The following is a 13,777-nucleotide window of genomic DNA, read 5'->3' on the forward strand; positions in this document are numbered from 1 at the left end:
CGGATTCCCGACACAACGTGCCGGTCAGCGGCCGTCGACCAGCCCAAGATCCCTTGCGATGATCATCCGCTGGACCTCGGAGGTGCCCTCACCGATCTCCAGAATCTTGGCGTCCCGCCAGAACCTGGCGACCGGAAACTCGTTCATGAAGCCGTATCCGCCGTGGATCTGGGTCGCTTCCCGCGCGTTCTGTACCGCGCACTCGCTGGCATGCAGCTTCGCCACCGCGGCCTGCCGTTTGAATTGCGCACCGGCGAGCATCCGCGCCGCCGCGTCGTAATAGGCCAGCCGGGAGGTATGCGTACGCACCTCCATGTCGGCGATCTTGAATTGGATCGCCTGGTAGGCCCCGATCGGCTGGCCGAACGCCTGCCGCTGGCGCGCGTACCGCAGCGACTCGTCGACGCAGCCCTGGGCGAGCCCGACGGCGAGGGCGGCGATGGCGATGCGGCCTTCGTCAAGAATGCGCAGGAACTGGGCGAAGCCCCGACCTCGTTCGCCGAGCAGGTTCTCCGCCGGCACCCGGCAGTCGTCGAACCTCAGCTCGTGGGTGTCCGAGGCACACCAGCCGACCTTGGAGTAGCCGGGGGCGACGGTGAAACCCGGGGTGCCGGCCGGCACGATGATCGTGGAGAGTTCCTTGGACCCGTCCGGCCGCACGTCGGTCACCGCGGTGACCGTGACCAGGCTGGTGATGTCGGTCCCCGAGTTGGTGATGAACGCCTTGGCGCCGTTGATCACCCACTCGTCGCCGTCGAGCACCGCCCTGGTGGTGGCACCGCCGGCGTCCGAGCCGAACCCCGGCTCGGTCAGCCCGAAGGCGGCCAACGCCGTTCCGCTGACCAGATCCGGCAGCCAGCGCTCACGCTGGGCGTCGGTGCCGAACCGGTGGATCGGCATGGCACCGAGCGAGACAGCCGCTTCGAGGGTGATGGCCACACTGGAATCGACCCGGGCGATCTCCTCCAGGGCCAGGCACAACGTGAAGTAGTCACCGCCCATGCCGCCGTGCTGTTCGGGGAACGGCAGGCCGAACAGGCCCATCTTGCCCATCTGACGGATGATGTCGTACGGGAAGGCGTGTCGCTCGTAGTAGTCCCCGATGACCGGGGCGATCACTTCCCTGGCGAAGTCGCGGACACTCTCCCGCAAGGCTTCCTGTTCGTCGGTCAGCCCGAAGTCCATCGAGTGCCCCCTTCTAGGCAGCGGCCGTCGCCGTGGCGGCGGCCGTCAGACCGGAGTGACGCCGTGCCGGCGTCGGGAGAAGTGCCGGTCCCGGCCGGCGGCGGCGGCGAACCGGCTGACCAGCTCGGCCCGCAACTGCTCGGGCCGGATGACACTGTCTATCACCAGTTCGCTGGCGAGCCGGACCAGATCGATGTCCTGTTCGTATTCGGCCCGCCGGGCGGCGACGAACTCCGCCCGCTCGGCCGGGTCCTCGATGGCAGCGATCTTGTTCGCGTACACGGCGTTGACCGCGGCTTCGGCACCCATCACCGCGATCTTGGCGGTGGGTAGTGCGATCGTCGCGTCCGGCTCGAAGCCGGGTCCGGCCATCGCGTACAGGCCGGCACCGTACGCTTTACGGACCACCACACAGATCTTGGGCACCGTAGCTTCCGAGATCGCACTGATCATCTTCGCGCCGTGCCGGATTATTCCCTGCTTTTCCACGGCCGTACCGACCATGAACCCCGGCACGTCGGACAGGAACAGCAGCGGCACGTTGAACGCGTCGCAGAGTTGCACGAACCGGCTCGCCTTGTCGGCGGAGTCGACGAACAACACCCCGCCCTTGAACATCGAATTGTTGGCGACCACGCCGACCACCTGCCCGGCCAGCCGGCCGAACCCGACCGTCAACTCGCGTGCCCACAGCGCCTGGATCTCCAGAAAGCTGTCCTCGTCGAGCAGCCCTTTGACGAAACGACGCATGTCGAAGGCCTGCCGCTCACTGGCCGGCACCAGCGCCGCCAGGTCGGCACCGGCGGGCGGGGCGACCGCCGCAGCCGCCGGTGGCGGCTGGGTCCAGTTCGGCGGCAGGTAGGACAGGTAGCGCCGGACCACCCCGAGCGCCTCGTCTTCGGACTTGCACAGGAAGTGCCCGACCCCTGACTCGGCACAGTGCACCCGGGCACCGCCCATCGCCTCCAGGGTGGTTTTCTCGCCGGTGACCATCTCGACCATGCGGTCCGAGCCGAGGTACATGCTGGCGTTGCCCTCGACCATCGCCACCACGTCGCAGAAGGCGGGGATGTAGGCGCCGCCGGCGGCCGACGGTCCGAACAGGGCGCACACCTGCGGAATCGCTCCGGAGGCCCGGACCTGGTTCCAGAAGATCTTGCCGGCGCCGCGGCGCCCGGGGAACAGGTCGACCTGATCGGTGATCCGGGCACCGGCCGAGTCGACCAGGTACACCATGGGCAGCCCGGCGGTGTACGCCCGCTCGATGATCCGGATGATCTTCTCCACGGTCCGCGCCCCCCAGGACCCGGCCTTGACCGTAAAGTCGTTGGCCATCAGGCAGACCTGACGTCCGTCGATGGTCGCGCTACCGGTGATCACCCCGTCGGCGGGCAACCCGTCGGCGAGTGCGTTGGCGTAGCGGCCGTCCTCGACGAAAGAGCCGGCGTCGACCAGCCGGTCCACCCGCTCGCGGGCGAACATCTTGCCACGCCCGGCGTTCGCGGCATGGTACTTCTCGGCGCCGCCGGCCCGGACCCGCTTGTCGAGCCGATCGAGCGTCTCACCGTCCAGCGTCACGCCGCCCCCTCGCCAGCCGCGGTACTAAACGATCGTTAGGGTAGCTTACCGGGTGGCACCGTCGCCACCGCCCGTCGCCACCGCCCGCCGCCATCACCCGCTGCGGTCAGCCCCCGCCGCGGTCAGCCGGCTACGCGGGCCGGCCCGCAGGACGCCCGACGGCAGCCGTCGGCCCACCAGGTCCTCGGCCAGCGCCGCAGCGGCCAGCAGCGCGTCCAGGTCGATACCGGTCCGCACACCCATGTCGTGCAGCATGTGCACCACTTCCTCGGTGGCCACGTTCCCGCTGGCACCCGGTGCGTACGGACAACCACCGAGCCCACCGACACTGGCGTCGAACTCGGTCACGCCGAGCTCCAGCGCGGCGAGCAGGTTGGCCAACGCCGTACCCCTGGTGTTGTGGAAGTGCAGCAGCACCGGAATCGCCGCCTGCCGGTCGCGCACCTCGGTGACCAGCTCACGTACCCGACGCGGGGTGGCCATCCCGGTGGTGTCGCCGAACGCCACCCGGTCGGCCCCGTCTGCGACCACCCGGTCGACGATGTCCGCCACCCGACGCGGGTCGACGTCGCCCTCGTACGGGCAGCCGAAGCTGGTGGCGACGATGACCTCGGCGTGTGCCCCGGCACGGTGCAGCAGCGCGATCAACTCCGCGATGGCGTCCAGCGACTCGGCGGTGGACCGGTTGACGTTGCGCCGGTTGTGCGTGTCACTGGCCGACACCACCACTTCGATCTCGGTGAAGCCGGCGGCCAGCGCCCGCTGCGCGCCGCGTACGTTCGGCACCAGGGCCGAGTACCGCACGCCCGGCTCGCGTCGGACCCGGCGCCAGACCTCGTCCGCGTCGGCCATCTGCGGAATCGCCTTGGGGTGCACGAACGAGACCGCTTCGATGCGGCGCACGCCGGTCGCCGACAACGCGTCCAGCAGCCGTACCTTGGCGTCGGTCGGGATCGGGTTCTCGTTCTGCAGGCCGTCACGCGGCCCGACCTCGCGGATCGACACGGACTCGGGGATGGGCGTCACTGCCATCTGTCAAGCTTCCCGCGCCCGTGCCGTCCGCTCAACGTGTCCCCCCTTGTCCCGCCCGACCGTCACCGCATCCGGCCGACGATGCCGGTGTCGTAGTCGCCGGAAACGAACTCCGGATTGTCCAGCAGCTCGGTGAAGAACAGCAGATTGCACTTCGGCCCGGTCACCTCGAATCCGGCCACCGCGGCCCGGGCCCGGGCGATCGCCTCGCTCCGGTCGGCCCCGGAGACGATCACCTTCGCCAGCAGTGAATCGTAGAACGGGGTCACCGTGTTGCCGGCGACGTACCCGGAATCCACCCGGACTCCCGCGCCCGACGGCTCCGACCAGCCGGTGATCGCGCCCGGACCGGGCAGGAAGCGCTTCGGATCCTCGGCGTTGATCCGCAACTCGATGGCGTGCCCGTGCGCGGCCAGCGTGTCCGGGTCGAAGGTCGGTTCCAGACCGGCGGCCACCCGCAGCTGCTCCGCCACCAGGTCGATGCCGTAGACCAACTCGGTCACCGGATGCTCGACCTGCAGCCGGGTGTTCATCTCCAGGAAGAAGAACTCGCCGGTGGTCGGGTCGAGCAGACATTCCACGGTGCCCGCGTTGCGGTAGCCGACCGCCGCGCCGGCCCGCACGGCCGCGGCCAGCAACTCGGTGCGCAACTCGTCGGAGACCGCCGGCGACGGCGACTCCTCGACCAGCTTCTGGTTGCGCCGCTGCACCGAGCACTCCCGCTCACCGAGTGCGGCCACCCGGTCGGTGCCGTCGGCGGTCCGCCAGCCGAGAATCTGCACCTCGACGTGGCGTACCCGGGGAAAGTAGCGCTCGATCAGCACGGATCCGTCGCCGAACATCCGCTCCGCGAAGGCGCGGACCTTGTCGTACTCGGTGCGCAGTGCCGCCTCGTCGGCGGCGACCGCCATGCCCATGCCGCCGCCACCGGCAGCCGCCTTGACCATCACCGGATAGCCGATGGTGGTCGCGGCGTCGAGGGCGCTCTCGACGGTTGCGGCCGGCTCGGTGCAACCGGCAGCCACCGGCACCCCGGCGGCCGCCATCAGGTTCCGAGCATTGATCTTGTCGCCCATCGCCTCGATCGCGTCCCCGTCGGGACCGACCCAGATCAGCCCGGCGGCCTGCACCGCTCGGGCGAAGTCGGCGTTTTCCGACAGGAAGCCGTAGCCGGGATGGACCGCTTGGGCACCGCTGTGCTTGGCGGCGGCGAGGATCGCATCCGCGTTGCGGTAGCTGTGCGCCGGGCTCGCCGGCCCGACGCAGATCGCCTCGTCGGCCTCGGTGACGAAGGGCAGTTCGGCGTCTGCCGTCGAATGCACGGCCACCGTACGCACCCGCAGCCGTCGTGCGGTGCGGATGATCCGCCGGGCGATCTCCCCCCGGTTGGCCACCAGCAACGATTCGATCATGTCCCTCCTCCTGCTCGGCCGTTCTCCTCGGGCTCAGCCGTGCAGGGCGGCGAGGGTGGCCGCCCGCAGCAGCGCGGCGCGCCGGTCCCGGTCGACCTCGCCGCCGAGGAACGGAGTGGAGTTCATCAGACCGAAGGCGGCGTGCGCGAGTACCCGGGCCTCGGCTGCGTCGAGTTCCTGGCGCAGGCCGGTGAGCACGCCCACCCACTCCTCGACGTACAGCCGTTGCAGCCGCCGGATCCGGCGACGGGGCTCCTCCGGCAGTCGGTCGAGCTCGTGCAGGTGCAGGGCGATGACCGCCGGATTGGCAAGCGCGAACTCGACATGGAACGCGATCAGTGAGGCGAGCGCGGCGGTGGCGTCCTCGCGATGTGCGGCCACCCGGGCCCGCCCGCCGTCGAGCAACTCCTCGCTGACCGGGATGAGCGCGGCGGCCAGCATCGCCTCCTTGCCGGCGAAGTGGTGGTAGAGCGCGGGACCGGTGACCCCCGCCGCGGCACCGATGTCGTCCATCGACACACCGTGGTATCCGCGGGCGGCGAAGAGCCCGACCGCGATCTGGAGAATCTCGTCCCGGCGGGACCGCCGTCGGGGAGGCGTCGGCGCGTCCGCCCCGTCTGCCGCCGATTCCTGCTGATCTACCGTCACCTGGCCAGCCTAACCGTAGGTCGATCCCGAGTTGAACGTTCGTTCAGTCGGCCAACGCGCGCCCGGCGGATCGCCGGCGGTCCACGCTGACCCGGCGCTGAGGTCCGAGGGTCACCGTACCGCCACCGGTGCCGGGTTCATCCTCCTGGTTACCGACCAGTCACCCTGCCGCTGTCGCCAGCCCTTCGACGACCCGAGCGTTCGGCAACACACCCAGCGCCGGGCCGGGCAGCACGATCTTGCTGTGCCGCACCCCGGAGCCGATCACCACATGCGACCTGGCGACCACCCGGGCATCGACCAGGATCGGCCACTCAGGCGGCAGGCCGATCGGGGTGATGCCGCCGTACTCCATCCCGGTCGACGCCACCGCGTCGGCCATCGGGGCGAAACTCGCCTTGCGGACGTCGAGCAACCGGCGCACCGCACCGTTGACGTCCGCCCGGGTCGTCGCCAACACCATGCAGGCTGCGTAGCGGGTGGTCCCACCGCGCTTGCCGACGATGATCACACAGTTGGCCGACTCGTCCAGGCCTACGGCGTACGCGGCGCAGAACTGTGCGGTGTCCGCCAGATCGGCGTCTATCGCACCCACCGCGACGTCGTCGACATCCACCGGCACCTCGGCCGACCACTGCCCGATCGCGGCGGCGACCGGAGCGGCCACCAGGTCGAGCCGGTTGCGCACCGGTTCGGTCTGCAGTTTTCCCAGCACGATCGCCATCATGCACCCAGCCCGACGGCGCCGCGGCATGGGGTGAGCGCCGCGCGCCGGCACCGTCGGAGAAACTAGATGGCGGAACCCGATTCGACAGCACCGAGAGGTGATCGTGGCCACGCCGAGGGCGAGCGTCGTCGTACCTGTCTACAACACCGAAGCCTGGCTCGGTGCGGCGTTGGCGTCGATCGACCGTCAGCCGCAGCGCGAGTCGATCGAGGTCGTCATCGTCGACGACGGCTCGACCGACTCGTCGAGCGAGCTGGCCCGCGACTACGCCCGGCGGACGACCGGGACCAGGTACGTGCGCCAGGACAACGCCGGGCTCGGCGCTGCCCGCAACCACGGAGTACGCCTGGCCGGCGGGACCTACCTGGGCTTTCTCGACTCCGACGACCTCTACCCGGCCGGTGGCCTGCACCACCTCGTCGACTTGGCCGAACGCACCGAGGCCCAGATCGCGGTCGGGGACATGCACGGCTTCCCGCCACGGCCGAGCCCACCGTGGCGGGCCGAGATCGTCGGCCCGGCCCGCACCATCGGCTCGCTGGCCGAGGCTCCGCTGCTGGTCGGCAACCCGTCCGCCTGCAACAAGGTGTTCCGTCGGGACTTCGTCGCGACGATCGGCGTCGAGTTCACCGAGGGTAGCGCGTTCGAGGACGTACTGTTCACCGTGCCGTCGCTGCTGCGCTCGACCCGTACGGCGCTCAGCCCGGAACTGGTCTATCTCTACCGGCAACGCGGCAACGGTTCTTCGATCATGGACGGCCGGTTCCAGCCGACCAAGATCATGCAGCACCTGGCCATAGTCGAACGCCTGGTGGCCGACCTGGCCGGCGCGGATCCGGGCAGTGTGCGGGCGGTGCACCGGTGGGTGGCGTACATGCAGTTGAGTTACGCCGCACGGGCCGCCGAGCGGATGGACGACGAACAGCTCGACGAATTCACCCGGCGGATGGCCAAGCTGCTGGCCGACGTGCCGGTGCCGGTCGCCGCCGAGTTCGCTGCGAATCCACGTGCCGGGCTGCGCGCGGTCGCGCTGTACGAGCAGGACCCCGGCCAGGTCCGCCGGCCACGCCACGACGGGCCGGTACGGCTGCGCGGTCGGGCGCTCTACCTCGACCACCCGGCGCTGGAGCGCTACCGGGACCTGCTGCACGTGGCGGCACCGACGATGGTCGTGGACAACGTCCGTCGGGTCGGATCCGACGGTGTCGGTGAGACCGTCCGGTTGACCGGCCGCTGCACCCTGCCCGGCCCGGGTGGCAAGCCGGGGCAGGCACGCGCCGACCTGATGCTGGAGATCGGCGACAACCGGCTGCGCCGACCGCTGCTCGTGGCCGGTGACCCCATCCCGGATCCGTTGTCGGTGCCGAGCGACCTGCGCTGGCAGGTCGATCTGCCGCTGGCCGGCCTGCCGAGAGGTCGGTACGCGCTGCGCGTCGTCGCCCGCGACGAGGGGGCCGAGCTCGCCCTGCGGCCGCAGCACGGGGCACCCGGCACCCGGGCGGTGCTGACCCCGCGACGGCGGGCTGTATGGGTGGCTCCGGGACGGCGCGGGCTACGCCTGGTCGTGACCGATCCGCTGGTCACCGCAGCGGCCACGCCAGCCCGGTGGAGCCGGCTGGCGCGGTTCCAGGCCGGGCAGGTGGCCCGGCGCGGAGTACGGGTCGCCCGGATCGGCCGCCAGCGGCTGCGCCGGCTCACCACCCGGTAGCGGCCACACCGGCCAGCATCACGCTAGCCAGCGGCGAGGGCCGTGGCCAGCCGCTCCAGCGTTTGCCGGGCGGCGGTCACCGAACCGGGATCCGGCAGGTGGAGCGTCGCCACGATGTCGCCACGGCGGACCGACAGGAAATAGGAGATCGTCGTGCGTGCCTGCGGGTAGTCGATCCGGCCCCGCACGAGCAGCCGGTGCGGCTGGCCCGCGCCGGTGTCCGCGTCCGTATCCGCATCCGTATCTGCATCCGCGTCCGCATCCGTGTCCGCATCCGTGTCCAGTGGCTCGAACGAGATCCTGCCGCGGCCGAACCGGTACGTAGGGCAGCGCCGTAGTACGGAGCGGGCGTCGACCAGCGCCTGCCGCGCCCACTGCGGGTCGTACACCTCGATGACGACGAGCGCTGGCGTGGTGAACGACGGGTGCTGGTAGATCCGTTGGGCAGCGGCGCGCCGGTGCGCCAGCGCAGGGTAGTCCCGGTCGCGGTAGCCGGGGCAGTCGTCCTGCGCCCACGGCCAGCGGGGCACGCCCAGCTTCTCGCGACGCTGCGACCAGCCTGGACCGAGCGTTTCGGGGCTGATCATGACGTTTTCGGGATCGGTCCCGCCAGGGTCAGCGACACCCGGGTCGGCGACGCCGGTGCCGGACGGCGGTGTCGTCGCCTCGGGCGAGTGCCCGGCGCATCCGGCGACCAGCAGAACCATCGCCACCGCCGCTACCACGACGCCGGGTACCGCCCGGACGGATCGCGACCGGACTGTCACGCATCCTCCACGAGCAGATCGGCACGGCTGTCGCCGAGCAGTTGCCGCAGTCGGGCCAGTGACCGCCGGCTCTGTGTCTTGACCACGGACACGGAGACTCCCAGTACCTCGGCGACGGTCTCCACGCTCTGGTCCTCCCAGTAGCGCAGCACCACGATCGCCCGGTCCCGGGGCGGCAGGCAGCCGAGCGCGTCGATCATTGTCAGGCGCAGGTCGGACCGGCCCGGCTCGGCCCGGTCGGTCCCGTCAGGCGGGCCGGCCATCACGAGTTCCTGGCCGCTGAGCCGGCGCCGGTGGTCGAGCACCACCCGCAGCAGCACCTTACGGCTGTACGCCTCGATGTTGTCGGCGCGGGAAATCCGCTTCCAGACAACGTACATCTTGGTCAACGTCGTTTGGGTGAAGTCCTGCGCCAGATGCCAGTCACGGCACATCAGATAGGCGGTACGCCGCAGTCGCGGGGCGGCCGTCGTGGCGAACGTCACGAACTCGTCGTCCGGTGCGGCGAGTTCGTCGGCCGTCACCCCTCGCGCGGTCCAGACACGAGGGGCCACTTCGACCGACGCTGGTCGTGGTTTGCCTGCCAGACGCCCCGGCAAGGTCGTGTCAACCACGCCGTACCCGTTGCACGCTCATCGCTGGGCGCCCTCCCCGCCGTGGAGCCGTCGATCTGGGTTTCCGCCCCCGCAGAAATAGACGTGTCGGCGAACGGTGCGGGTGACACAGCTAGGGAGTTGCCTGACGTTTACCGTCAACTCATCAACTGTTGGCTCCGCGATAGGGTCCCCTTCCCCTACTCAACGGATGCTGTCCGCCCGGACCGACGCGTCCCGGACCGACGGCGTCGCGGACAACCGCATGGGAAGGCGAGCGTTCTCCGATGGCCCTGTTGAGCCTGATCATCCCGGTCTTCCGGGTGGAGAGATACCTCGCCGGGTGTCTCGACTCGATCCTGCGCCAGCACCGCCCCGACATCGAGATCATCGCGGTGGACGACGCCTCGGACGACGGGTCGAGTGCCATCCTCGCCCGCTACGCCGAGCGTCACCCGGAGATCATCGTGGTGGCCATGGAGCGGAACTCCGGCCTGGGAGCCGCTCGCAACGTGGGCATCGCCCACGCGACCGGCCGGTACGTCTGGTGTGTCGACAGCGACGACTGGCTGCCCGAGGGAGCGCTGGCGGCGGTCGTCGACCGGATCGCTCAGACGGAACCGGACATGCTGATCACCGGCTACGCCCGGGTGTACGACGACGGCCGGGTCGAGGAGCACCCGGTGACCGCGATCGCGCCGGGCCGCCCGCTGCCGGAGGCGTTCGCCTTCGCCGACGAGCCGGGACTGCTGAACATGCTCTGGATCGCCTGCAACAAGATCATCAAGCGGGACCGGTTGGCCGACACCGGCATCACCTTCCAATCCGGCTGGTACGAGGACGTGTCGTTCGTGGTGCCGTTGATGGTCGCCGTCGACCGGATCGCCGTCCTGGACCGCGACTGCTACGCCTACCGGCAGCACCACAACGGCGCGATCACCCGCACCGTCAGCGACCGCCACTTCGAGGTCTTCGACCAGTGGCAGCGGGTCTTCACCTACCTCGACACCCACCCCGGCCACGCCGCCCCGGTCCGGGGACCGATCTTCGGCCGGATGATCTGGCACTGCCTGCAGGTCCTCGGCCACCCGCACCGGGTACCCCGGCGCAGCCGGCGACGCTACTTCCGATGCATGGCCCAGCTGTACCGCCGGCACCTGCCGGCGGACGGCTATGCCGTCCCGACCGACGGCAACGAGGCGGTCAAGTACCGGCTCGTCGCGGCGAACGCCTATCCTGTGTTCGAGGTGTTGATGGCCGGCTGGCTGCTGCGCAAGCGGTTGTCACGCCGGGCGGCACGGCCGACCGGTGGGCGAGCGGCCCCGGCTTCCCCGGGGCCGGCCACAGCCGCCTTCGCCACAGCCGCCTTCGCCAGGTTCAGCGGCGACCAGGTGGCCGGCGACCAGGCGACCGGCGACCGCCGGACCCATCAGGAGGAGACGGTCAGGTGACACGCGGTGCCGGCACGGATGCCACCAGCCCGGCCAGCACCAGCCTCACCTGGCGGCTGACCGGCCTCGCCCGACCCGGCCCGGTCGAGCGGCTCGACCGGGCCGTCGGCCTGCGGGTGCTCTGGCTACCCGGCACCGCCCGGGTGTGGGTGCTGGCCGGCACCGTTGACCGGCTGCGGGATCTGGCGCACCATCCGGACGCCGACCGGCCCGTCCGGGCCGCGACGGTGGTCGTCGCCTGGTGGCGGTATCCCCGACCGGGCTGGTCCGGCGCGGTCGGCACGCTGCGGAAACTGCGTCGGCAGCGGGTCGGTCTGCCCCGGCTACGCCGGGGTTCGGCGACGGTCCGGCTCGGCCTGACCGCACCGGCACCGCTGCGTGACGTGGTACGCGCCGCGCTCCGTGCCCTCGACGGCGACCACCCGATGCCCGCACCGGCCAGCCCGGCGGTCACCGCCGAGGGAAACATCCCGGCGTATCTGCCGGCTACGGCCGCCGTCGTCGGCACCGGCGGGCGCCTGCCGGTCCGCGACGACATCCGCGCGCACGACCTGCTGTTGGCCGGCCCCGGCGCGGCCGACCCGGTGGCGGCCGGTCCTGGAGCGGCCGGTCCTGGAGCGGCCGGTCCTGGAGCGGCCGGTCCTGGAGCGGCCGACCGGCGTGACGAAGCGGCCGATGCACCGTACGGCACACGTCTGGTCGGGACCGGGCATGTGCTGCACCCCACCGCCGGCGCACCGGTGGTGCTGATCGACGCCGGGCGGGTCAACCCGCGGGGCAGGCACATGTCGGCGTACCGCCCGGAGGCGGCCGAGGTCACCCTGGAGTTCGCCCGTGGTGACCGGGCCGGTCGCGCCCGACGCACGACGGCGACGACCGGACCGACTCGCCACGGGTCGCTGACCGGTCCCGGGCTGGACGCCACCACGCTGGCCGCGCTGCGGCGGGTCCGAGCGGTGCACTGCCGGCTGGTGCCCGGCGAGCATCCGGCGCAGACCGCAGGGCTGCTGGTGCAGCTGGCCGCCACCGGGGTGCTGCTGCACGCGCCGGTGCTGCCACCGGCCGTACGGGACCTGCTCGACCCACAGTTGCGAGACCTGATCGCCGCCCCACCGCCGCAGCCGGATCTGGTCGCGACCGCCGCGTTGGCGACCGAGGCGCGCAGCGTGCGGCAGCGCCGGGCGGCGCTGCGCGGGCACGCCGCAGGGCTGCGGCTGCCGGAGTTCGCCGCCGGTGACGTTGCGGCGCTGCGCCGGCCGCCGTCGGTGAGTGCCATGCTGGTCACGCGACGGCCGGAGTCGGTAGCCACGGCGCTGGCGGCGATCACCGCGCAGACGTACCCGGAGATGGAGATCATCCTCGGCCTGCACGGCATCGACCTACCCGAGCCGGCCCGGCTGGCGCTGTCCGAGTGCGGTCGCCCGTTCGAGGTGGTACACCTGCCCGGCTCGGCCGACTTCGGCGCGGCGCTCGGGGCGGCCACCCGCCGGGCCCGGGGCACCCTGGTGACCAAGTTCGACGACGACGACAGCTACGGGCCCGAACACGTCTGGGACCTGGTCCTGGCCCGGCACTATTCGGGAGCCACGCTGGTCGGCAAGGGCGCCGAGTTCGTCTACCTGGAAAACCAGCAGGTCACCCTGCGCCGTCGGTCCGGCGTCGCCGAGGCGTACGGTGATCTGGTCGCCGGCGGTACGATGCTGCTGGCAAAGGGTGACCTTGAGGCGGTCGGTGGCTGGCGGCCGGTGCCGCGCTCGGTCGACCTGGGCCTGATCGAGCGGCTGCGGTCGGAGGGTGCGACGATCTACCGCACCCACCCGCTCGGCTACGTCTACCATCGCCGTCCCACCGGGCACACCTGGGATCCGGGTGAGAAGTACTTCGTGGACAGCGCGTACGCCCGCTGGCCCGGCGTGCCGGCGGATGCACTGGACGACCTCACACCACCATCGACGGCAGTGGCCAGCGACGCAGCCGGTGCGGCAACCAGACCAACCGGTCACCGGTCTTCGTGACCAGGCCCTCCTCGCCGAACTCGCGCGCGATGTCCAGATTCACGTCACTGATCCGGGCCCCGTCGAGAAGCCGTTCCAGCACCGCCAGATACTCCGGATCGTCGATGGTCAACAGGTTGAGCCGACCAGAACGACGGTCCCTGACCTGCACGAAGCCGGGACCTCGGCGGTAGACGCACTTGTCGAAGTAGAAGGCGTCTCGCCAGGCGGTCAGCTGTGCCGCCGCCGGATCCGACCCGGCGGCCGGTGCCGACTCCGGCGGGGCCGGGTGCAACTCCAGTCGGGCCGGTACGTGCAGGTGGCTGTAGACCCGCCACAGCTCGTCGTCGCCGGCGGGCAGCCGCACCGACCAGTCGACGGCGATCGCGCGACTGGTCAGCTCCCGGACCAGCACCAGGCGTCGTACCGCGTCGGCTGCCGCGGTCGGATCCGTGACGGTGAGGTCGACCAGGCCAGGCAGCGTCACCTTCCGTACGCCCTGGTCGATCCATTGCACGACGGTGTCGGACACCGACTCGCCGAGTCGGGCCGGGCCGATGTCGATGCCCGGGATGGCGGCGACCGCCGGGTCGTGGTCCCGGTGCAGCCGCACCGTGACCGGTTGTTCGGCCAGGTCGATGCTGGTCAACGCGAGGCTCCTTCCTGTCGGCGGCGAACCGGA

General features: G+C 71.1%; 12 protein-coding genes. 3 read left to right on the forward strand and 9 right to left on the reverse strand.

Going from position 1 to position 13,777, the window contains the following annotated elements; all coding sequences use genetic code 11:
- Positions 1-24: 24 nt before the first annotated feature.
- From ACN27F_RS18905 to ACN27F_RS18930, 6 genes are all read right to left on the reverse strand, one after another.
- Positions 25-1,185 (reverse strand): acyl-CoA dehydrogenase family protein, encoded by a 1,161-nt coding sequence (locus ACN27F_RS18905; RefSeq protein ID WP_421435169.1) that lies wholly within the window; start codon positions 1,183-1,185, stop codon positions 25-27.
- A gap of 45 nt (positions 1,186-1,230) precedes the next feature.
- On the reverse strand, positions 1,231-2,763 hold the full coding sequence (locus ACN27F_RS18910) for an acyl-CoA carboxylase subunit beta (protein WP_421435171.1): 1,533 nt from the start codon (positions 2,761-2,763) through the stop codon (positions 1,231-1,233).
- Positions 2,764-2,856: 93 nt separating this feature from the next.
- The gene (locus ACN27F_RS18915) at positions 2,857-3,780 is read right to left on the reverse strand and encodes a hydroxymethylglutaryl-CoA lyase (protein ID WP_421440305.1); all 924 of its coding nucleotides are present in this window, start codon (positions 3,778-3,780) and stop codon (positions 2,857-2,859) included.
- Positions 3,781-3,857: 77 nt separating this feature from the next.
- Positions 3,858-5,207, reverse strand: a complete 1,350-nt coding sequence (locus tag ACN27F_RS18920; RefSeq protein WP_421435173.1) for an acetyl-CoA carboxylase biotin carboxylase subunit — start codon at positions 5,205-5,207, stop codon at positions 3,858-3,860.
- A 33-nt stretch (positions 5,208-5,240) separates the two neighbouring features.
- Complete coding sequence (locus tag ACN27F_RS18925; RefSeq protein ID WP_421435176.1) at positions 5,241-5,855, reverse strand: TetR/AcrR family transcriptional regulator; 615 nt, start codon at positions 5,853-5,855, stop codon at positions 5,241-5,243.
- Between the two features lie 160 nt (positions 5,856-6,015).
- A complete protein-coding gene (locus ACN27F_RS18930; protein ID WP_421440307.1) occupies positions 6,016-6,567 on the reverse strand; it encodes a YbaK/EbsC family protein in 552 nt (183 codons plus the stop codon).
- Positions 6,568-6,685: 118 nt separating this feature from the next.
- Here ACN27F_RS18930 and ACN27F_RS18935 point away from each other — a divergent pair, with 118 nt between their 5' ends.
- Positions 6,686-8,290: a glycosyltransferase family 2 protein gene (locus tag ACN27F_RS18935; protein WP_421435177.1), complete on the forward strand. Its 1,605-nt coding sequence runs from the start codon at positions 6,686-6,688 to the stop codon at positions 8,288-8,290.
- 23 nt (positions 8,291-8,313) lie between these two features.
- On the opposite strand, the gene ACN27F_RS18940 is transcribed toward ACN27F_RS18935, so the two are convergent.
- Together ACN27F_RS18940 and ACN27F_RS18945 are read right to left on the reverse strand one after the other, a co-directional pair.
- A complete protein-coding gene (locus ACN27F_RS18940) occupies positions 8,314-9,057 on the reverse strand; it encodes a hypothetical protein (RefSeq protein ID WP_421435180.1) in 744 nt (247 codons plus the stop codon).
- Positions 9,054-9,581, reverse strand: a complete 528-nt coding sequence (locus ACN27F_RS18945) for a SigE family RNA polymerase sigma factor (protein WP_421435182.1) — start codon at positions 9,579-9,581, stop codon at positions 9,054-9,056. The genes ACN27F_RS18940 and ACN27F_RS18945 overlap by 4 nt, the downstream gene beginning before the upstream one ends.
- Positions 9,582-9,937: 356 nt before the next feature.
- On the opposite strand from ACN27F_RS18945, the gene ACN27F_RS18950 reads away from it, so the two are divergent.
- Both ACN27F_RS18950 and ACN27F_RS18955 read left to right on the forward strand, forming a co-directional pair.
- Entirely contained in the window at positions 9,938-11,101 is a 1,164-nt protein-coding gene (locus tag ACN27F_RS18950; RefSeq protein WP_421435185.1) for a glycosyltransferase family 2 protein, read from the forward strand.
- Positions 11,098-13,116 carry a glycosyltransferase gene (locus tag ACN27F_RS18955; protein WP_421435187.1) on the forward strand — a complete coding sequence of 673 codons (2,019 nt, stop codon included), beginning with the start codon at positions 11,098-11,100 and terminating at the stop codon, positions 13,114-13,116. The genes ACN27F_RS18950 and ACN27F_RS18955 overlap by 4 nt, the downstream gene beginning before the upstream one ends.
- Here the strand turns inward: ACN27F_RS18955 and ACN27F_RS18960 are convergent.
- Entirely contained in the window at positions 13,040-13,744 is a 705-nt protein-coding gene (locus ACN27F_RS18960) for a DUF5825 family protein (protein WP_421435189.1), read from the reverse strand. The two genes, ACN27F_RS18955 and ACN27F_RS18960, sit on opposite strands and share 77 nt — an antisense overlap.
- Positions 13,745-13,777: the final 33 nt, after the last annotated feature.

Source organism: Solwaraspora sp. WMMB335, from assembly GCF_049179075.1.
Classification (GTDB): Bacteria; Actinomycetota; Actinomycetes; order Mycobacteriales; family Micromonosporaceae; genus Micromonospora_E.

Bases quoted from the DNA above. Each gene is read 5' to 3' on its own strand.
- ACN27F_RS18920 (WP_421435173.1), bottom strand. From the start codon at position 5,207: ATGATCGAATCGTTGCTGGTGGCCAACCGGGGGGAGATCGCCCGGCGG.
- ACN27F_RS18950 (WP_421435185.1), top strand. From the start codon at position 9,938: ATGGCCCTGTTGAGCCTGATCATCCCGGTCTTCCGGGTGGAGAGATAC.
- ACN27F_RS18905 (WP_421435169.1), bottom strand. From the start codon at position 1,185: ATGGACTTCGGGCTGACCGACGAACAGGAAGCCTTGCGGGAGAGTGTC.